Genomic DNA, 20,145 nt, shown 5'->3' with positions numbered 1-20,145 from the left:
TAGAAATAAGTTAGATAGCAGAGGGCCGTCTTGTTCTTAACAGGTGTTTAAAACGGCTAAATGTTTCGGGTTTAATGTTAAGATAAGAAGCCAGGTATTTTTGAGGAACACGCTGTAACACTTCCTGGTGGTTTTCTACAAAATTTAAAAACCGGTCGCGGGGCGATTGCATGATCAGGCTGGTTTGCCATTTATCTTTCAATACCATAGTATGAACGGTTACCAACCTGCCCAATCTTTCGAAGCTATGACTTGACGCAAACAAACGCTCCATGTCTTCGAATGTTAATGAAATAACGATACTGGGCTCAATGGTTTCCACAAAATACTCTGAAGGTGTGCGTGTGTAAAAAGATTCCTGCGCAGATATCAGGTGGCCTTCGCGCGATATCTGTACAATGTGTTCCTCCTCTCCTGTTTTATAGTATTTTCTTATCAGTCCTTTACTGATAAAATTCATGTAGTTTTCTATTTCACCCGCCCTGGAAATAACCTGCTTTTTGGCAAATTCCCTGGTAGTAATAATAGGAAGCAATTCCTTTTTTACTTCGGTGTCGGTAAGCGGTACAAACTGTCGTAAAAACTTTACGAAATCGCCTGCAATTTTTTCATTAACGGACATACTCAAAGGTAACATAATTGATGTTTTATCATATAATATTCTAAAACTGTTAACTGACAAAATTGTTGTTAACATTCTTATAGTGTTGTAAAGTTAAAACTCTATTGTCTATTGCTGGATTTATCTGTAGATTTGCCGGAATCACAAATTCTTAAACGATATAATATATGGCTGAAAAAATCAAAGTGGCTAATCCCGTTGTGGAACTTGATGGCGATGAAATGACACGCATCATATGGAAATTCATTAAAGACAAATTAATTCTTCCTTATGTTGACTTGGATATTAAATATTTTGATCTGGGCGTTGAATACAGGGATGAAACCAATGACCAGGTAACTATAGATGCTGCAAATGCCATTAAAGAGCATGGTGTAGGTATCAAATGTGCAACTATTACACCAGATGAAGCCCGTGTTACAGAGTTCAATCTGAAACAAATGTGGAAAAGCCCTAACGGAACCATCCGGAATATTTTAGATGGAACGGTTTTCCGTGAGCCAATCGTTATCAAGAATATTCCCCGCCTGGTTACCAACTGGACGGCTCCTATCATTGTTGGTCGTCATGCATTTGGAGATCAATACCGCGCTACAGATACCGTAATTAAAGGTAAAGGTAAATTAACCATGACTTTTATACCGGAAGATGGCGGCGAAGCACAAACTTTTGAGGTATATAACTTCAAAGGAGATGGCGTGGCGATGACAATGTATAATACAGACGAAAGCATTTACGGCTTTGCACGTAGCTGCTTCAATGTTGCATTAAACAAAAAATGGCCTTTATACCTTTCCACTAAAAATACCATTCTTAAAAAATACGACGGCCGCTTTAAAGACATTTTTGAAGAAGTTTACCAAAATGAATTTAAGGCTAAGTTTACTGAGGCAGGAATCGTTTACGAACACCGCCTGATTGATGACATGGTAGCCAGCGCATTGAAATGGAATGGCAATTTTGTTTGGGCTTGTAAAAACTACGACGGTGATGTACAAAGTGATACAGTAGCACAAGGGTTTGGTTCTTTAGGCCTGATGACTTCCGTATTAGTTACACCTGACGGTAAAACTATGGAAGCTGAAGCTGCGCATGGTACTGTTACACGTCACTACCGCGAGCACCAAAAAGGTAACCCCACCAGCACCAACCCAATTGCCAGCATTTTCGCATGGACAAGAGGTTTGGCATTCCGTGGCAAATTAGATAATAACCAGCCTTTGATCGATTTTGCCAATGCATTGGAAGCTGTTTGTATTGAAACCGTAGAAGAAGGTAAAATGACCAAAGACCTTGCGGTTTGCGTTCATGGAAACAAAGTAAGCCACGGTGAGCATTACTTATATACTGAAGAGTTTTTGGAAGCAATTGACGAAAACCTGAAAAAGAAATTAGCTTAATTTTTATATTATCTCTTAACAAAAATGCATCAATGATAATTGGTGCATTTTTTTGTGCCCCTAAGCAACGATCAAAACTATTTTCTCATCCTTTGTTTTAATGTTAATCTATAAAAATCTCCTCTTATGCGAAAATTGCTTGTGAGCTTAGCCTGTTTCTTATTGATCCCAGGCCCGGGTAAAACCCAAACGCGCATCGGTATCACAGCGGGCGGTAATCTTTCAAATATAACATGGAAACAATACTCTAATAAGCAAAACACAAGGTTTCTTGCGGGCTACCAATTTGGGTTTACCATAACTACACCAATAAATATTTACAAACGGCAGCTACATATCCAGCCGGGTATTTTGTTATCCCGTAAAGGATTTCAGCAAGACTACAGCGACTACCTGGGTAATGGCGACTATAAAGTAGCTCCTTATCATATTGAGGTGCCGGTTAACTTTCTTTATTTAATACCCAATCAATCCGATAAAAATGTGTTTGTTGGCCTGGGCCCTTATATCGCGTGCGGACTCGGAGGGCAGTGGGAGATCCGTTATAATGGAAATACAGGAAATTTCGTCGGCGATATTGAATACGCAGATATAAACGATCAAAGACCACCTCAATATAACATTAGTGATGAAGCGTTTAATTATGGCAAAAGATTAGACTATGGTGTAAATACGCTGGTGGGCTACGAGCTCTGGAGAAATTTACAGGTGCAGGCACATGGCCAGCTCGGTTTAAGAAACCTGGCGCCACCTAAGAACGGGTTAACCGGCAACGAGTATTTTAAAAACATTAGCCTGGGCATTTCATTAGGCTACCTGCTTTAATTTGTCAAGTATGGTATAATTAAAAATCAAACCTTACTTTTATCTATAATTTCAAAAATGCCAATCAAAATAAGAAAAGCCGAACAAAAAGAACTTCCCGTTATTCGCCAACTGGCTCTTGATATCTGGCCTGCCACCTACTCGTCTATTTTATCACAGGATCAACTGGATTATATGCTGGAACTATTTTATAGTGACCCAGCCCTGGAAAAGGATTTCAACAAAGCAGGATATTCTTTCTTTCTTCTCGAATTGGAGGGAACAGATGCCGGATTCGCAGGCCTGGAATTAAAAGATAATCAAACAGCCCACCTGCACAAGATCTACCTGTCGCCCAACTGCCAGGGCAAGGGACTAGGAAAAAAGCTGATACAATTCATAATCGATTTCTCGAAAAATGCCGGGGCCCAAAGCCTTACACTTCATGTAAACCGCCATAATAAGGCCCTCCGGTTTTACCAGGCAGTTGGTTTTGAAATTATCAAAGAGCTGGATACTGAAATTGGTAATGGTTATTGGATGAATGACTATGTGATGAAGAAGGTGCTCTAATATATTTTAGTGGGTGATGGATGTTGAACCTCAGTATTAAATCTGTTAATTTCAATCATAAATTCATGCGGTTCAGATTTTCTATTTAATACCTCTCCTTCTTTATTAATAATAGCATACCGGGGTATACCATAAAAGCCAAAAAGTTCTCTCAGGTAACGATATTCGTCACTGCTTACATAAACTGTATTTACCAGTTTCTGTTTTCGCACGAATGCCTCATAGGCCTTTTTAGGCGATTCGTCTTCGGAAGTAATAAACAAAAAAACAAAATCTTTACTATCCTTGTATTTGTCCCTTATTGCACGCATTTGCTGAATATCCCAAACACAGGTCCCACAGGTTGTAGCCCAAAAATCCAAAAAAATCATTTTGCCGGCGTATGGCGCGATCAGCTTTTTAAAGAGAACTCCAGCATAAGACCCTGGCAACGATATACCCTTTCCTTCTTTTTTCCGAAGCGCGTCCTCCATAATAATATCAGCCTGTTGCTTATAAAATGAATTATACAGACTGCGTTTTATCGTTTCGAAATAACTAATTAAGCTGTCATTACTCGCGGACCGTAAATCGGGATCAAGTGCTGAAATAAGCCGGTGTAATTTTATCAGGTCATATACTTTACCATTAGTCAGGTAAAGTTCATTTTGTGCTACTGAGTCCCGCATGTTATCAAGCCTTACTATTTTTTCCATTCCTATCATGTGAAGCTCATGATCTGGCAAATTCGCTGCCTTAAACAAGGGCCCGAATTCCATTTGATTGATCAAATGGGAAAACTGCTCAGAAATAAAAATAGCGTTATCTTCAATGTTTCCATGATTGATAAAGTCATAGAAATCTGCCGGCAGTTGGTTTTGTAAAACAGTGTTTGAAGGGTCTGCTCTTCTCTGATCCTTTCTTTCATTTGCATAATCATACAAACGCATGAGCATACTTATATTCAACTCTGCACGAGCAAGGCTACTTAACTTGTCACCATATTTTTTAATTGTCAGGATCGAGTCCAGTACCCGTTTTTGGATATCCCATTCCTGAAGGGTTTTTGCCTTAAACTCATGAGGCTTTATCTTTTTCGCCTGTTTAGCCAACCCATCGTTATCTGCTTTAGATAACGGAAGGTTTCTACGTTCCCTGTTGATATGAGCCAAAGCACCATAAAACTGTATGGCTTTGTCATTTTCATTATTCCTGAATGCCAGCCAATCTATAGCAATAGCCAGGGCCTGAACCGGTTCTATATAACATTGAAACTCCTGATCATTAAAAACTATATCGACTACTTTTGGATACCACATGGGAATACGAGCTTCAAAACGGCCATCCTCCAGAATTTTTACCACGACAGGATGGTCCATTCTGGAAAATTCATTCTCAATATAGATCATTCCTGTTTTGAAACCTTCAGATCGCTTATACCCCTTAAGGCATCCTATTACGGTAGCCGAATCAGTTGAGAAAAAAAGATCGTCATCGCTGTAGTTGGCGAGTGGTTGCCTGGTGTTGGCGCCTTGTAATCTCAAGTTGAACCACTCTTCCATCACTTTGGTTATCAATGTCGCCTTCTGCCCTGAAACGCTGTTAAAAACAAGCAAAAGGCTAAACAATTTCAAGAACTTCTTTACATTCTTCATAGCTTTAGTCTGGTTTTGTAAACACTAAAAAAAGAGCCTATGCAAAACTACATCTCCGTATAAAATATTGAAATAATTACGTTATCCAAATATAAATTTAAACAGTCCTTCTTTTGTGTCAAAGGCATCCATATAAACGTTAATAAAAATATATAATCCTCATTTACAATTATTTGAGATAAAAAAAGGGCCAGTAACATGAACTCCTCATTCAATATAATTGTAATTATTACATTTAATATTATTACAACCCTCAATATATTTTAAAAAGAAGAGCAGGGCCATAAAACACAGGTGATGCCAGCTTAAAATCCTGATATTCTTGTTACCTTTACGTGCTTTCGAAAAGCAACGTTTGCACGATATTTTTAACTATAAGAATTATTACAATGAGTACAAATCCAACCACTTTGTTTGATAAAGTCTGGGACGCCCACGTGGTAAGAAAAATTGAGGACGGTCCGGATGTTTTGTTTATTGACCGCCATTTTATTCACGAAGTAACCAGCCCGGTAGCTTTCCTGGGTCTTGAGAACAGAGGAATTGGAGTGATGTACCCGCAGCGTACTTTTGCTACAGCCGACCATAACACTCCTACTATTAACCAGCATTTACCCGTTGCCGATCCTTTATCAGCTAAACAATTAGCAGCGCTTTCGAGCAATGCTGAAAAATACGGTATTTCGATCTGGGCGTTGGGAAGTCCTAAAAATGGTATCGTACACGTTGTTGGACCAGAAAATGGTATTACCCAACCGGGTATGACCATTGTTTGCGGCGACTCTCATACGTCTACGCACGGCGCTTTTGGCAGCATTGCGTTTGGTATCGGTACTTCTGAAGTGGAAATGGTATTGTCCTCCCAGTGTATCATGCAGCCGAAACCTAAAAAAATGCGCATTACCGTTAATGGCAAATTAGGCAAAGGTGTTTTACCTAAAGACGTTGCTTTATACATTATTGCACAGATCACTGCCAGCGGCGCTACAGGTTATTTTGTAGAGTATGCAGGCGAAGTGTTCGAAAATATGACCATGGAAGGCCGTATGACGGTTTGTAACATGAGTATTGAATCGGGAGCCCGTGGTGGTATGATCGCTCCTGATGAAACTACTTTCAACTATATTAAAGGAAGAGATAAAGCACCTAAAGGAGAAGATTGGGAAAAAGCACTGGCTTACTGGAAAACCTTAAAGACAGACGCTGACGCGAAATTTGATTTGGAGCTGAGCTTTAATGGAGCAGATATTGAGCCCCAGATCACATACGGAACGAACCCTGGTTTAGGAACCGGTATCACCCGTAAAATTCCTAAAGCCTCTGAAGTAAAAGATGGCGAAGCTTCCTACAAAAAGTCACTGGCTTATATGGACTTCCAGGAAGACGAAGACATCATTGGTAAAAAGATCGATTATGTGTTCCTGGGTAGTTGTACCAATGGCCGTATCGAAGATTTCCGTGCTTTTGCCTCTATTGTTAAAGGTAAAAAGAAGGCCGACAATATCACTGCATGGTTAGTGCCGGGTTCACATATTGTTGAAGCACAAATTAAAGCAGAAGGCATTTTAGACATATTAACGGAAGCGGGATTTGAATTAAGACAGCCGGGCTGTTCTGCCTGCCTGGCAATGAATGATGATAAAATTCCTGCCGGCAAGTATGCTGTAAGTACCAGTAACCGAAACTTTGAAGGAAGACAAGGACCTGGCGCACGAACTCTTTTAGCAAGTCCATACGTGGCTGCTGCTGTAGCAGTAACCGGTGTAGTTACCGACCCAAGAGAATTAATTGAAGAAGAAGCAACAGTTTAGTTAAACATTATAATTAATTATTAATCAGCTTAATAAAATTAATTATATACAGCAAAACATCAATTTAGATCATCTCAAATTTTACATTAAAATGGCTTACGATAAATTTACAGTATTACAATCAACAGCAGTTCCTTTGCCTATTGAGAACGTAGACACCGACCAGATCATTCCTGCGCGCTTCTTAAAAGCAACAGAACGTAAAGGCTTTGGCGACAACTTATTTCGCGACTGGCGTTACAATAACGATGATACACCCAAGCAGGATTTCGTATTAAACAATCCTATTTATAGTGGTAAAATACTGGTAGGTGGTAAAAACTTTGGTAGCGGTAGTAGCCGTGAGCACGCGGCCTGGGCTATTTACGATTACGGGTTCCGTTGTGTAATATCCAGCTTCTTTGCAGACATTTTCAAAGGCAACTCTCTGAATATCGGTATCCTGCCTGTAACCGTTAGCGAGGCTTTTCTGGATAAAATATTTAAAGCTATCGAAGCCGATCCCAACACAGAACTCGAAGTAAATCTTCCTGAACAGAAGGTAACCATTTTGGCAACCGGCGAATCGGAGCGTTTTGACATTAACGGCTATAAGAAGCATAATTTAACTAATGGCTTCGATGATATTGATTACCTGCAAGATATGAAAACAGAAATAGCGGCATTTGCGGATAAAAGCATATACTAAATTGGAGTATTAAAAATGGTTGTTATTCAAATAGTCGAGTAATACTACCTATAATTTACAAAAATAAAAGCGCCCCTGGTCTCCCATTTCGGGACAGGGGTGCCATAATTTATAAATGGACCGGCGTCATATAGAAATAATGGACACTACGCTGCGCGATGGAGAACAAACCAGCGGCGTGTCTTTCTCAGCACAGGAAAAATTAACGATAGCCCAACTACTGCTTACAGAAGTAAAAGTAGACCGCATTGAGATCGCCTCGGCCCGGGTATCAGAGGGGGAATTTCAGGCAGTAAAGAGAATTACCGATTGGGCTACTGCAAATGGAATGATTGATAAAGTGGAAGTGTTAACTTTTGTTGATGGCGACACTTCCATTAAATGGATGCAAAAAGCCGGGGCTAAAGTGATGAACCTGCTAACCAAGGGCTCACTTAATCACCTTACGCATCAGCTTAAAAAAACGCCTGAACAACATTTTGCGGAGATAGCGAATGTTTTAAAGCTTGCCACAAAAAAAGGAATTACCTGCAATGTTTACCTGGAAGACTGGAGCAACGGCATGCGTTTTTCGAAGGATTATGTTTTTCAGTATATCGACTTTTTGGCTACCCAGCCGGTTAAACGGATATTGCTTCCTGATACACTTGGCATCCTTATTCCTTCTGAAACTTCAAAATATCTCACTGAGATCACTGAGCGCTACCCCACGCTCCATTTCGATTTTCACGGGCATAATGACTATGACCTGAGTGTAGCTAATGCCCTTGAAGCGGTAAAAGCAGGTGTTAAAGGTTTGCACCTGACCATTAATGGCATGGGCGAACGTGCAGGCAACACACCTCTTGAAAGTGTTGTTGCGGTATTGAACGATTTTCAAAAAGATGTAAAAATATCGGTAAATGAAAAAGCGCTATACAAAGTAAGCCGCCTGGTGGAAGCTTTTTCAGGCTTCAGAATATCTGCCAATAAACCTGTTGTTGGAGAAAATGTTTTTACACAAACGGCCGGGATACATGCAGATGGGGATAAGAAAAAAAACCTGTATTATAATGACCTGATGCCTGAACGTTTTGGCCGCAAAAGAAAATACGCACTGGGCAAAACATCGGGTAAGGCCAATATTGAAAATAACCTGGCGCAGCTGGGCATTCAATTATCTGATGAAGATCTTAAAATTGTAACCCAAAGAATCATTGAGCTGGGCGACAAAAAAGAAACCGTTACGCAGGATGATCTGCCATACATTATTTCGGATGTACTGGATAGTCATACCATCGGTGACAGAGTTGTTGTAGAAGATTATGTATTGACTCATTCTAAAAACATGCGTCCGTCCACAACAGTAATATTAAAGTTTGAAGACGGTATTGTTGAGGAACATGCTTCAGGGGACGGGCAGTATGACGCGTTTATGAATGCTCTGACCAGGATCTATACTAAAAAGAAATTACCCCTGGCTAAACTGCGTGATTATATCGTACGTATCCCGCCGGGAGGTAAAACTGATGCGCTTTGCGAAACGATCATCACCTGGGAACTGAATGGCCGCGAATTTACGACTACCGGCCTGGATAGTGACCAAACAGTAGCAGCCATCAAAGCCACACAAAAAATGTTGAATCTTATATAAATTGCTGACGCCAGGTGTGCCGGTTTGTGAAATATCACCAACACATGCATCCTGAAAGAAAACCAGATATGAGACCCATCTTCCTGTTGTTCTTTTTGATCTTACTGATGCAAACAGGGCTTGCTCAGAAAAATGATGCCCGGCCTGCACCTGTTAATTCCAGGTCTTTAGAGATATCTAAATCCAGAAGCCAGCTGCTTGATCAATTTCTTGAAAACGACCAATTGGGAGTAATGCTGGGGCTTGATCGCATCATGATGCTGGAAGATGATGATTATATAGCCCTCTACCCGGTCGAATATTGGCTGCTTTCATACTGGGCAAAAGATTACGAAGTTATTCTTTCTTCCTGCAAAAGCCTTCGATTGGATAGTCTTACCAAAGGCAAGCAAATCATCAGGATACCTCCCCAACAGGATTACCTGGGGCCCAAGCTGATTGAGAAGTTAACAGCATCGAGGGACTCGTTGATCAGCCAGATCAATACTGCATCCTTAACGGATGAAGAAAAAGCATTTTTGAAATTAAACCTCATTTACCTGTTACCAGACCCTGCCACGCCGGCAGCTCAACAACAACAGTTAAACGAATTAGCCGACAATCTCCTGGCTCATTATTCGGAAAGCGATTATGCCAGTTTCACCAGGGAATTTATTCGTATCCGCTATAAAGAGACCCGGAATGGCAGCAGCTATTTTCTTTCCTTCGGAAAAGTTCTGTTTACAGGCAATTTGGTAGATTACTACAAACAACCCACTTTTTTCGGTTTCGGCTTTGATATAGTAAGAAATAACTGGATTTACGAGCTGGACATCGACATCAGCTTTGCAAAAACAAAAACCGATATGCCATCCGACAATGAGCTGTGGCCTAAAAATTCGAAGGCTTTAGGTGGATATGTGAAGCTGGCCGTTGGAAAATATTTGTTGGATACAAAGAAGCTCGCCCTCGCCCCGCTGGCGGGTATTGGTATTTTTGGTCTCGATCCCAATACCAATAGTGAGGAAGCCAATAAGTACAAAGGTGCAGGTATTAAAACGAGCATAGCCGGCAGCGTCGGTTTTACCGGCGATCTTAAATTCAAGCCTAAGCAAAGCAATTATAACAGCTTTAGTGGCTATCGTGGCCAGCAAAATAGTATCACCTCTCTGCGTTTCGGATATGAGTATATCGCAACGCCCTTAAAAAGCAAATATTTAGATTATTCAGGTACGGTTCACAAAGTAACTTTGGGGATCGCCTTTTCAACAAGGCGTCTTCAACGATCATTATAAAACAGCATTTTGAAGCTTTCAAAGAATATACTATACTTTATACCGCTGATGATGCTATTAGCAGCAGACCTGGTGCTAATAGTACTGGACATCCGCAATTTCTACCACCCCTTTCCCAATTCCGGGCTTTACGATATTGAAACCAATAACAGTTATGCTGAGGATTTTCAAAACCTGAAATGGATCATTATGATGATGGCATTAGTACTCATTGCAATGATCCGACAGGAAAAAAAATACTTTACCTGGGTATTGGTTATGCTCTTTCTTTTCCTTGAAGATGTTTTTAGAATACACCAATCACTGGGACATTTCTTTTATAATATATTTGGGATGACTACCGGGCAAAGAGGCGTTAAGATCATGGAACTTTTTGCAGCCGCTTTTTTAGGCTTTATATTTATGGCCCCTGTTTTAGAAGCTTATAAAAAAGGGGACGCATTATTCAGAAAACATTCGAAAGTGATATTTATTTTGCTGGCTTTGTTTCTGTTTTGTGCGGTAGTGATTGATCAGGCGCATCGTTTGGCTGTTGTGCAATATAACTGGAAGTATAACGTGGTGTTTGGAATGCTGGAAGACGGAGGCGAACTGATCACTGAAAGTATTTTAACGGGCTATTTAATATCAGTGGCCCTAAGGCAGAAAAAAGTTGACATAGTTAGCTCATAATATAAATAAATAAGCATAGTAATACCGTATAATCGTGGTATGCTTGCTTCAAAATAATAATTAGAAACCCGTCAGTTCCGGTTATTCGGGGCGACATAAACAAAAATACAGATGAAATGAGCCGTAAAAATCTTCATCCTTAAAGAATTTCCCAGGAACTTCTTTGGAGATTATTGGCGAATTCCATCTGACCATTAAAAACAATAAAAATATACAGATGAAAAAAAACATCTTAATAGTTCCGGGAGATGGAATCGGACAGGAAGTAACTGAAGTTGGTAAGAAAGTTTTGGATAAGATTGCTGCAAAATTTGGTCACGAATTTACGTACGACGAAGCGTTGATAGGACATGTGGCTATTGAAGCTACCGGCAATCCATTGCCTGACGAGACACTGACTAAAATGAAAAATTCTGATGCAGTATTATTCGGTGCAGTAGGCCATCCTAAGTACGATAACGATCCTTCTGCCAAAGTAAGGCCGGAACAGGGTTTATTAAAAATGCGTAAAGAGCTGGGCTTATATGCCAACCTCCGCCCTATTAAATTATTTGACGAACTCTTGGATGCGTCCAGCATTAAACCGGAGATTTTGAAAGGAGCTGACATCCTGTTTTTCCGTGAATTAACAGGTGATATTTATTTTGGCGAAAAAGGAAGAAAAGATGATGGAGACAGCGCTTACGATGTAGCCGCCTATAGCAAATATGAAGTAGAGCGTATTGCACGCAAAGCCTTTGAGGCAGCCCGTACCCGCCGCAAAAAACTATGCTCGGTGGACAAAGCCAATGTATTGGAAACAAGCCGTCTTTGGAGAGAAGTGGTACAGGCTGTGGCTAAAGACTATCCGGATGTGGAAGTGGAGTACCAGTTTGTTGATGCTATCGCCATGCTGCTGATCAAAGATCCTAAGAAGTTTGATGTTATCGTTACTGCCAACCTGTTTGGTGATATCCTTACTGATGAAGCATCTCAAATAGCAGGCTCGATGGGTATGCTGGCTTCTGCTTCTGTTGGTGACGGAACCGGCGTATATGAACCTATCCACGGATCGGCGCATGATATTACGGGTAAAGGTGTGGCTAATCCGATGGCTTCTGTACTTTCGGCAGCGTTATTGCTTGATATTTCTTTTGGATTAAAAGAAGAAAGCAATGCAGTGATCAGCGCGGTAGATGCGGTGTTGAAAGCTGGTTTCAGAACCGGTGATATTGCAGACGCTTCTACACCTAAAGATAAAATATTAGGAACAGCGGCTATTGGCGAAGAGATACTGAGCCGTATTTAATTATTAAAAAAGAGATTATGAGCTGGATAACATTGGACAGTGAAGAACAATTGGAAGCACTCAATCAAAAGTCATTCGAAAAGCCACAACTGATCTTTAAGCACAGCACGCGCTGTTCTATCAGTAGTGTTATTAAGAACAGGCTATATAAAAATGAGCTGCCCGGAGCAATAGATTTTTATTACCTTGATCTTATTGCCAACAGGCCGGTTTCCAATAAGATAGCTGATCAATATGGTATTGAGCACGAATCTCCCCAGGTACTTTTAATAAAGGACGGCAAATGCATTTTTGATGAAAGTCACAGCGCCATTTACATGGAAGACATTGTTGAAAAAGCATAAAAAACATTTCTTTTTTACAGAGAAATCCTCTATTTTTGCCGCCCATTGGCGGGGTAGCTCAGGTGGTTAGAGCGCAGGATTCATAACCCTGAGGTCACGGGTTCAATTCCCGTCTCCGCTACGAGTAAAATCAAGCCTTTCAGCGTTTTTCGCTGGAAGGCTTTTTTAATGAATACAACGTTGTAGCTTTTTGCCTTCCACAACAAAACATCTGTACCCCGATTTTAGCGGATCAAGTCCATTTTTGGGGGACTGATTAAAAATATTTGTATTTGCATTTAAATAAAGCGAGTATAAACTGGAAGTTTTGATCCAGGCCCTACCCGAACTGGAGGGACAAACCAAACCGACCGCCTGCATAAGGTTTATAACACCTGGTCCAGCGAAGTCAATTCGGAATATACTAGCTACAGCAATATTTTTCTATAATATGGGTAAGATCCATTATGTCGAAGGGTTTGGCCAGGTACTCCGTAGCACCGCTTTTCTCAGCGATCATTTTACCATCCCTGCTGGCAGAGATGATCAAAACGGGCAAGTCTGCGCATTGCGCCTCCTTTCTTATTGCTTGTAAGACCATATCGCCGGACATCACAGGCATCCATAAATCAAGTATAACCAGTGACGGTTTGTTTTGCCTGATTGCATTCATTACATCCAGGCTTTTGGAAAGGATTAACGGTTCGCAACCGGCGCTCAGTGTTATCAGCTCTAATAGTTCCAGTATACTTGGGTCATCATCACAGATGATTACTTTTGAATTATCTTTATTCACGGCTCAATAGGTATTGTAAAGTTAAATGTAGAGCCATGGTTTTTCTCGCTTTCCAGCCAGATCGTTCCATTATGGTTCTTTATAATTTGCTCGCATACATACAGACCAATTCCCATCCCGGCGAATTTCTTCTGAAATTCAGCGCCACGGAAGAACCTTTGAAATACACGCTGCTGATCCTCAAGGTTGATGCCTACGCCTGTGTCCCTGACTGAAACTTTTACATAATCACTTACCTTCGAAATGTGCACAAAAATCTCGCTGCTGTGAGGACTATATTTAATTGCATTCGCCAGGAGGTTATTCAATACCTGTACTAACTGCTGTTCATCTGCTGTTACCATTACACCGGTTGACCCCGTGCAAATGATCTTATGACTTGAACTTAAGCTTTGCATCTGGTCGACGGCATCCATTACCATCTTGTCAAAATTAAAAGTATCCTTATGAATCTCTATATTACCTGACTGGATACGCGACACATCCAGCAGATCAGTGATGAGGCCATTTAATCTATCGATGGACAAGTTTACCTTTTCGAAGATCGCATGATACTGCTCTGGTAACCCAGATGGCTGCAAACGCTTCAACATTTGCATAAATCCTTTAATGGAAGTTAATGGTGTTTTTAGCTCGTGGCTGGCGATCGAAAGGAAATCGTCCTTCCTGCGTTCTATTTCCCTACGCTCCGTTATGTCTTCTATTGCTATTAATATCCTGTCCTTATATTGCCCCTCCAGTTCAATCCGGTAAGCATTGAGCAGCATGAGCTTCTTGCCAATATGCGGAAATTCATGTTCCACTTCGAAATCCAGTACAGGATTATTGGTGGGTAAAATTTTTACTAATAATTCTTTTAATTTTTCAATATTCCACTGACCATTGCCCAGATCATAAAGCAACTTCCCGAGGGTTTCCTGGCTATTAACCTTGAAGGTTTTAAAAAAATGATCATTAGCGCTGATCACTTTAAAATCCGGATCCAGCACGAGCAGGCTTTCCCTTACGGTTTGTATAATACTGGATAAAAAAGCTTCACTTTCCCGCAATTTGGCAGTCCGCTCCTTTACCTGCTCTTCCATTACCGCTTTTTGTTCGATCAACTCTAGCTCTGCCTTTTTCCTGAGTGTAATGTCATTTTGCACACCTATAAAATGTGTCACAGATCCGCCCTTATCTTTAACCGGCGCCATAAATAGTTCATTCCAGAACAAGTCACCATTTTTTCGATAATTACGTATTTCCACGCGGCAGGTTTCCTCATTTTTTACTGCCTCGGCGATTAACTGCCTGGCCTTCTGAGCCCGATCCTTGCCCTGGAGGAAACGGCAATTATGACCAATGATCTCGGAGCGGGTATAACCACTAATCTTTTCAAATGCCTCATTACAGTATATAATGGGATTATCCGGCTGCTGGTTATCCGTTATAATGATACCCGATACCGAAGCATTTAATGCGCTAAAAAGCAGTTCAAAGCTTAATCCTCGCGAGGGAGCTCCCTGGAAAGTGAAGTTATCAATGGATCTCAATTTCTTAAAATTTTCGTTTTTACTGGTATCATATCAAAAGAGCTCAACTTTGATACTTAGCGCTTATTGAAATGATTCTTAGCTACAATGTGCAATATGATTACCAAAATAATACCAAAATCTTAGTCTCTCCACCAGCTAGTGATATAACCCCGCGTATTATCAAAATCTTTCAAAGCCGATTGCCGGCTCATTGAAAATGGATAACAGCATTGCTTACAATTGAACCTGTTCAAATGATTCATTTTAATCTATAAGTAATCTTGGATCTGATCCGTTATATGCTCAACTCCTGCTGAAATCTATGCCGAAGCAGTTGTATATAATAGAAGCACCGAACCTTTCGGATTAGGTATGGAGAAGTTTTACATAGAGGTTCACAACATATAGAATAAGCATGCTCATCTCAAACTTTATTAAACTCAGGATAGGGAAATCCTTTTCCTGTTTCACAAAGCCACTTTAAACTCCTCAGGAATAGCGCCCAATCGAAGCTACAGGAAGCAACCTCATTGGAAGAGGCTTTCCATCCTTCGTGATGAAACAACAGAACAGTTCCTTTGGGATGCGATTCGAGTTCAAAAGTCATAACCGTATCCAGCCAATCCTGAAAACCTTTTATACACTGCCATTTAACGAGCTTTCCGGGTACTAAATCTACCACTTCCAGTTCTTTGTAATAGTCGGGACCGAAGCTGAACCGGGATACGGACCCAATTTCCGGAAGAGCAATGGTGTCAGGTGTCCACCAACTCGATAATCCCTCTTGCGTAGTGAGCGCGGCATATAAGATATCGGGAGATTTTTCAATCAGCAGCCGGTGATGAATGGCTGGGTTAGCGGCAAAGGATGTTGTGCTCATGGTACTTCAATTTTCACCTAAAGGTATAACCAAAAGGATCTGCGCAAAGGAGAAATTCAGACAATGTAAGGGGTTGTTTCGGACAACACAAAGGTTTAGCTTTGTAAATTAAGTGATCCGTTATGAGCAAGCATCTGACCATCCTGGTACCGGATATGCAGGCAGGCCCCAATACTATTTCCTGCATTATCGGCGCCTATCATATCTTTTCCGGAGCTAATAACTATCGTAGGGAGCATGGGCAGGAACCCGTATTTGATATTCATCTGGCGGGTGTTGCTTCGCAATCCCAATTTATAAAAGGGATGCTGCAGATCATGCCGCAATGTAATGTTGCAGACATTAAAGCAACCGACCTGATCATTATACCAGCGGTAGCACCGGATTTTAAGGAGCTCGCTAAAGAGAATGAACCGCTGGTAAAGTTCATGATCCACCAATACAAACAGGGAGCTGAACTTGCCTGCATGTGCACAGGTGCTTACCTGCTTGCTTCAACCGGGCTCCTGGAGCAGAAGAGTTGCTCGTTACACTGGAACAATGCCAATCATTTCAAAGCTCTTTTCCCGAAGGTAAAGGTGCAAACAGAAAAGCTGATCACCGACGAAAACGGAATCTATACCAACGGCGGCGGTTACTCCTTTTTGAACCTGATCTTATACCTGGTTGAAAAATTCTATGACCGGGCTACTGCTATTTACTGCTCCAAGGTCTTCCAGATCGATATCGACCGGCATTCGCAGTCAGACTTTGTCATCTTTAACGGACAAAAATCTCACGATGACCCCGTAGTGCAAAAAGCCCAGCAGTATATTGAAAGCTATTACTATGAAAAGATATCCTTTGAAGCACTATCGAGGAAGTATGCAGTTGGGCGACGGAATTTTGACCGGAGGTTTGTTAAAGCTACAGGTAACACACCCCTGGAATATCTTCAACGCGTGAAGATAGAGTACGCCAAAAAAGCACTGGAATCCACGAGAAAGACGATCAGCGAAGTGATGTTTGAAGTTGGATATGCAGACATGAAGGCTTTCCGGGAAATATTCAGGAAGATCACCGGTATATCACCGCTGGAGTATAAGAAAAAATATAACAGGGAACGCGCTATATCCTGATAGCCGGGTTAATTATCCTTAGCACCCCACCTGATTGTCCAAATCACCCTTCAAAGATGTCTATTTCAGGCACCCACACTGCGACCAATCTGGTTTAGTTTTGAGTTTATCATTTAAAAATAATTAAAGACAATTTTTATGGCAGACATCTTACATCGCATTGCGGTGAAAACCGAAGATATCAATTTAGTTTATAACGCCCTTGCTACACTGGAGGGGCTTAGAGGCTGGTGGACAGAAGACACCAGTGGCGAGCCGGGTAAAGTGGAAGGCACTATCGCTTTTCGTTTTGCAGCAGGAGGTTTTGACATGCGGGTAAAGCAACTCAACACAAGCCTGGTTCAATGGGAAGTTATCGCCGGGGAGTCGCAATGGATTGGCTCTACGATTAACTGGCAGCTAAAGCAGGCGGAAGGGTATATTGTTGTTCTATTTGAACATGAGGGTTGGAAAGAAGCGACGGAATTTATGCACCATTGCAGTACCAAATGGGCGATCTTCCTGATGAGCTTAAAAGATCTTATTGAAAAGGGAAAAGGCGCACCCAATCCTCATGATGTTAAAATTGATGAAATTAACTAAACCCTTCGGATCTGATTTTTAGGAGCCGCAGTAATGTGGCTTTTAATGTTGATACCATACCCGCAAAATCTCTGCTCAATAATATCCGTTTATATCTTTACAAAATCAACTACAACTTGAAATAAAAAGCGCTCTCATTGAATAGTTCTGTCCGATATATTTTTAATCACATCATCCAGCTCATAAGCCGCATTTACCAAATGCGTTAGAAGTTCCTCATCAGAACTTTGTAATGAAAGCTCGTGCTTTAACATATCGGCAAGGCCTATCAACCTGGTTAACGGTGCTCTAACAACGTGAGATTGCAGCCAGGCTATTTCCCGTAGCTTTTCCTGGTTGGTTTTTGCCTTTGTTATATCAAGGCAGGCGCCTATCATTTTCACCGGATTTCCGTCGTCATCAAACAAAAGCCTGCCCCATGATTTCAAAGTCAATTGCTCACCATCCGGACGGATGATGCGTTCTTCGAAAATAACATCCTTATGTGTTTCTAAAACAGTTTTAATCAGATCAGCGACTCTTCCCTTGTCTTCCGGATGCAACATAGAAAGATAAAACTCAAAAGTAGCTGTGAAGTTAGATGGTTCTATTCCATATATCTTATATAAAACATCCGACCATGTTACTACATTTTCAGTTATATCCCATTGCCAGGTACCAAAATTAGCCAGCTCCTGACCTTGTGTTATGAGTAAATTGGATTCCTGGATTTTTGTAGTTTTCATCCTGTTCTCAAGTATCATATTGAAAATTGCAACTGTACGCTCTACAATTGATGACTCGATATCACTTGGCGTTTTTGAAACATAATGATAAATACCTAAAACAGCAATTACATTATCTTCAGAATCGATTAACGGGTAAGACCAGCTGGATCGCAGTCCATACGGCAATAGTAAGTGTTTAAAAGCTGTCCACCTCGGATCTGTTTCAATGTCGGCAACAATAACTTTTTGCTTCAAATACGCAGACGCTCCACAGGATCCCGCTAAAGGTCCCATCTCAAAGTTATTGATGGTTCTGACATAGGGTTCGGGCAACGAAGGGGTTACCCAGTTATACAATCGGTTACCTTTAACCCGCAACACAGAACATTTCATCTTAGGAAAAAGCTTTTCCAGTCCCAGTATATATTCCAGCAGCAAAGTCTCTGTCTCTATATCACTTTTTGAATTTAATTCAAGCACTTTTTTTTCCAGGTGGTCCAGATTACTCAACAATTTATCTTCAGTAATATCTACCATAATTCCCCGGATCAGCGTTGGCTTGCCTTGCTGAACGATAACAGACACCAAATCTCTTATCCAAACAATACTACCATCGCTTTTAACCATCCGGTAATCAAACGTATGGTTTTGCTTAAGTTGAGTCTGGGCTATGCAATAGGTTAATGCCTGTGCTTTATCATCAGGATAGATATGATTGCTCCAAAAATCCGGATCACTTAACCACTCCTCCGCAGTGTATCCTAGTATACTTTCTACCTGGTTACCAATGAACGTAAATTGAAAGGTCTCCGCATCTGCTTCCCAAACTATACCATCTACCGTTTGAATAAGTGAATTCAGCTTTTCAAGGGACTCACTCAGGGCTTCTCTTATTTTTCTATTTTCAGTTATGTCCTGTGTTACCCCGTAAAGCCGGGTACATGTACCGCCCACCAAATCGGCTTTCCCCGTTATTTTAAGCCATGCCTCGTTACCTTTTGCAGTCAGCACAGGCAGTTCCAGATCAAATATTTTTCCTGATTGCAGGGTAGCCTCAACTGCATCAGAAAGACGTCGCCGGCTATCCTCGTCTTTGAAAAAAGACAGTGCAGATTCGAAGCTTAGTTCGAAATCGGGACCTACTTCGTAAATCTCACGTAACATATCCGACCACACAATATTATTAGTATTTCGATCTATTTCCCAGGTTCCATTCCGGGCCACCCTTTGGGTTTCGCGGAGAAACTTATCTTTTTGATGAAGCAGCGTCAGAATCGCCGAATCGTTTTGCTGAGTCACCCTGCTTTCTGCAACCTCATATAACAGAGCAATGATCTGTACTACCACTCCCTCCTCATTTATTGAAGGGCTTAATATAACGTCAAAATAGCTATTACTGTGAATGGCACCGGCAATATTGAGTTTGCAGGAAGCTATTTTCTTATTTTCTTTATGAACACATAACAGCTGCAACTGCTGGTACAAATCCACCTTAGATTCACTAAATAAACCGCTGATCCATTTTGAAGAATTGCTTTCTATTATAAGATCCGAAGTTACATTTAGTAATTGCTCTGCCTCCTTGTTTAAAAATGCAACTTCAAAATTATCCGGGCACGGGTTTATAGCTATTACCGGAAGCGGAAGGGTTTGATAAATGTTCATTCGATAATCTGAGGTAACCGTCTGGTTCATAAACATTGTATTTATCGCTTCGGTTTCACACTTTTAAAGTTCTCATTATCGGGCAATTGATCGGCCCTTACTTCTTACTCAAAGACAAGGTCATCTGCTGCGTGACTTTGCGTCATTTATTTACAACAGGA

Annotated in this window: 18 protein-coding genes and 1 tRNA gene; 13 read left to right on the top strand and 6 right to left on the bottom strand. The window is 41.0% G+C overall.

Going from position 1 to position 20,145, the window contains the following annotated elements:
* Nucleotides 1-10: 10 nt before the first annotated feature.
* The gene (locus ACLOAU_RS15265; protein ID WP_427862760.1) at nucleotides 11-637 is read right to left on the bottom strand and encodes a Crp/Fnr family transcriptional regulator; all 627 of its coding nucleotides are present in this window, start codon (nucleotides 635-637) and stop codon (nucleotides 11-13) included.
* 152 nt (nucleotides 638-789) lie between these two features.
* Here ACLOAU_RS15265 and ACLOAU_RS15260 point away from each other — a divergent pair, with 152 nt between their 5' ends.
* The 3 genes from ACLOAU_RS15260 (at nucleotide 790) to ACLOAU_RS15250 (ending at nucleotide 3,399) form a co-directional block, all read left to right on the top strand.
* Nucleotides 790-2,022 (top strand): isocitrate dehydrogenase (NADP(+)), encoded by a 1,233-nt coding sequence (locus tag ACLOAU_RS15260; RefSeq protein WP_427862759.1) that lies wholly within the window; start codon nucleotides 790-792, stop codon nucleotides 2,020-2,022.
* 126 nt (nucleotides 2,023-2,148) lie between these two features.
* Nucleotides 2,149-2,847, top strand: a complete 699-nt coding sequence (locus ACLOAU_RS15255) for a porin family protein (RefSeq protein ID WP_427862758.1) — start codon at nucleotides 2,149-2,151, stop codon at nucleotides 2,845-2,847.
* Nucleotides 2,848-2,904: 57 nt separating this feature from the next.
* Nucleotides 2,905-3,399, top strand: a complete 495-nt coding sequence (locus tag ACLOAU_RS15250; protein ID WP_427862757.1) for a GNAT family N-acetyltransferase — start codon at nucleotides 2,905-2,907, stop codon at nucleotides 3,397-3,399.
* Here the strand turns inward: ACLOAU_RS15250 and ACLOAU_RS15245 are convergent.
* A complete protein-coding gene (locus ACLOAU_RS15245) occupies nucleotides 3,396-5,033 on the bottom strand; it encodes a TlpA family protein disulfide reductase (protein WP_427862756.1) in 1,638 nt (545 codons plus the stop codon). The genes ACLOAU_RS15250 and ACLOAU_RS15245 overlap by 4 nt on opposite strands.
* 389 nt (nucleotides 5,034-5,422) lie before the next feature.
* Here ACLOAU_RS15245 and leuC point away from each other — a divergent pair, with 389 nt between their 5' ends.
* The 8 genes from leuC (at nucleotide 5,423) to ACLOAU_RS15205 (ending at nucleotide 12,864) form a co-directional block, all read left to right on the top strand.
* Entirely contained in the window at nucleotides 5,423-6,844 is a 1,422-nt protein-coding gene (gene leuC / locus ACLOAU_RS15240) for a 3-isopropylmalate dehydratase large subunit (RefSeq protein WP_427862755.1), read from the top strand.
* 91 nt (nucleotides 6,845-6,935) lie between these two features.
* Nucleotides 6,936-7,532: a 3-isopropylmalate dehydratase small subunit gene (gene leuD, locus ACLOAU_RS15235; protein ID WP_427862754.1), complete on the top strand. Its 597-nt coding sequence runs from the start codon at nucleotides 6,936-6,938 to the stop codon at nucleotides 7,530-7,532.
* A 115-nt stretch (nucleotides 7,533-7,647) separates the two neighbouring features.
* A complete protein-coding gene (locus tag ACLOAU_RS15230; protein ID WP_427862753.1) occupies nucleotides 7,648-9,165 on the top strand; it encodes a hydroxymethylglutaryl-CoA lyase-like TIM-barrel protein in 1,518 nt (505 codons plus the stop codon).
* A 44-nt stretch (nucleotides 9,166-9,209) separates the two neighbouring features.
* On the top strand, nucleotides 9,210-10,439 hold the full coding sequence (locus ACLOAU_RS15225) for a hypothetical protein (RefSeq protein WP_427862752.1): 1,230 nt from the start codon (nucleotides 9,210-9,212) through the stop codon (nucleotides 10,437-10,439).
* 9 nt (nucleotides 10,440-10,448) lie between these two features.
* Nucleotides 10,449-11,111 (top strand): DUF8692 domain-containing protein, encoded by a 663-nt coding sequence (locus tag ACLOAU_RS15220; protein ID WP_427862751.1) that lies wholly within the window; start codon nucleotides 10,449-10,451, stop codon nucleotides 11,109-11,111.
* A gap of 217 nt (nucleotides 11,112-11,328) precedes the next feature.
* Entirely contained in the window at nucleotides 11,329-12,399 is a 1,071-nt protein-coding gene (leuB, locus tag ACLOAU_RS15215) for a 3-isopropylmalate dehydrogenase (RefSeq protein ID WP_427862750.1), read from the top strand.
* A 17-nt stretch (nucleotides 12,400-12,416) separates the two neighbouring features.
* Nucleotides 12,417-12,743 carry a bacillithiol system redox-active protein YtxJ gene (gene ytxJ / locus ACLOAU_RS15210; protein WP_427862749.1) on the top strand — a complete coding sequence of 109 codons (327 nt, stop codon included), beginning with the start codon at nucleotides 12,417-12,419 and terminating at the stop codon, nucleotides 12,741-12,743.
* 47 nt (nucleotides 12,744-12,790) lie between these two features.
* Nucleotides 12,791-12,864, top strand: a tRNA-Met gene (locus tag ACLOAU_RS15205).
* A gap of 282 nt (nucleotides 12,865-13,146) precedes the next feature.
* On the opposite strand, the gene ACLOAU_RS15200 is transcribed toward ACLOAU_RS15205, so the two are convergent.
* The 3 genes from ACLOAU_RS15200 to ACLOAU_RS15190 all read right to left on the bottom strand — a co-directional run bounded on the left by ACLOAU_RS15200 (nucleotide 13,147) and on the right by ACLOAU_RS15190 (nucleotide 15,912).
* Nucleotides 13,147-13,518, bottom strand: coding sequence for a response regulator (locus ACLOAU_RS15200; RefSeq protein ID WP_427862748.1), 372 nt, complete (start codon nucleotides 13,516-13,518; stop codon nucleotides 13,147-13,149).
* Nucleotides 13,515-15,050, bottom strand: coding sequence for a PAS domain-containing sensor histidine kinase (locus ACLOAU_RS15195; RefSeq protein WP_427862747.1), 1,536 nt, complete (start codon nucleotides 15,048-15,050; stop codon nucleotides 13,515-13,517). Before ACLOAU_RS15195 ends, ACLOAU_RS15200 begins: the two co-directional genes overlap by 4 nt.
* 406 nt (nucleotides 15,051-15,456) lie before the next feature.
* The gene (locus ACLOAU_RS15190; RefSeq protein ID WP_427862746.1) at nucleotides 15,457-15,912 is read right to left on the bottom strand and encodes an SRPBCC family protein; all 456 of its coding nucleotides are present in this window, start codon (nucleotides 15,910-15,912) and stop codon (nucleotides 15,457-15,459) included.
* Between the two features lie 122 nt (nucleotides 15,913-16,034).
* Between ACLOAU_RS15190 and ACLOAU_RS15185 the strand changes: the two genes are divergently transcribed.
* Together ACLOAU_RS15185 and ACLOAU_RS15180 are read left to right on the top strand one after the other, a co-directional pair.
* Nucleotides 16,035-17,030, top strand: a complete 996-nt coding sequence (locus ACLOAU_RS15185; RefSeq protein ID WP_427862745.1) for a GlxA family transcriptional regulator — start codon at nucleotides 16,035-16,037, stop codon at nucleotides 17,028-17,030.
* A gap of 138 nt (nucleotides 17,031-17,168) precedes the next feature.
* Nucleotides 17,169-17,612: an SRPBCC family protein gene (locus ACLOAU_RS15180; RefSeq protein WP_427862744.1), complete on the top strand. Its 444-nt coding sequence runs from the start codon at nucleotides 17,169-17,171 to the stop codon at nucleotides 17,610-17,612.
* Nucleotides 17,613-17,746: 134 nt separating this feature from the next.
* Here ACLOAU_RS15180 and ACLOAU_RS15175 read toward each other — a convergent pair whose 3' ends face one another.
* Nucleotides 17,747-20,014, bottom strand: coding sequence for a PAS domain-containing protein (locus ACLOAU_RS15175; RefSeq protein ID WP_427862743.1), 2,268 nt, complete (start codon nucleotides 20,012-20,014; stop codon nucleotides 17,747-17,749).
* Between the last annotated feature and the right edge of the window lie 131 nt (nucleotides 20,015-20,145).

The sequence above is a fragment of the Paraniabella aurantiaca genome (assembly GCF_050309965.1).
Classification (GTDB): Bacteria; Bacteroidota; Bacteroidia; order Chitinophagales; family Chitinophagaceae; genus Niabella.
Note: the sequence above shows the minus strand (reverse complement) of the source record. Positions and strands in the feature narration are given on the sequence as shown.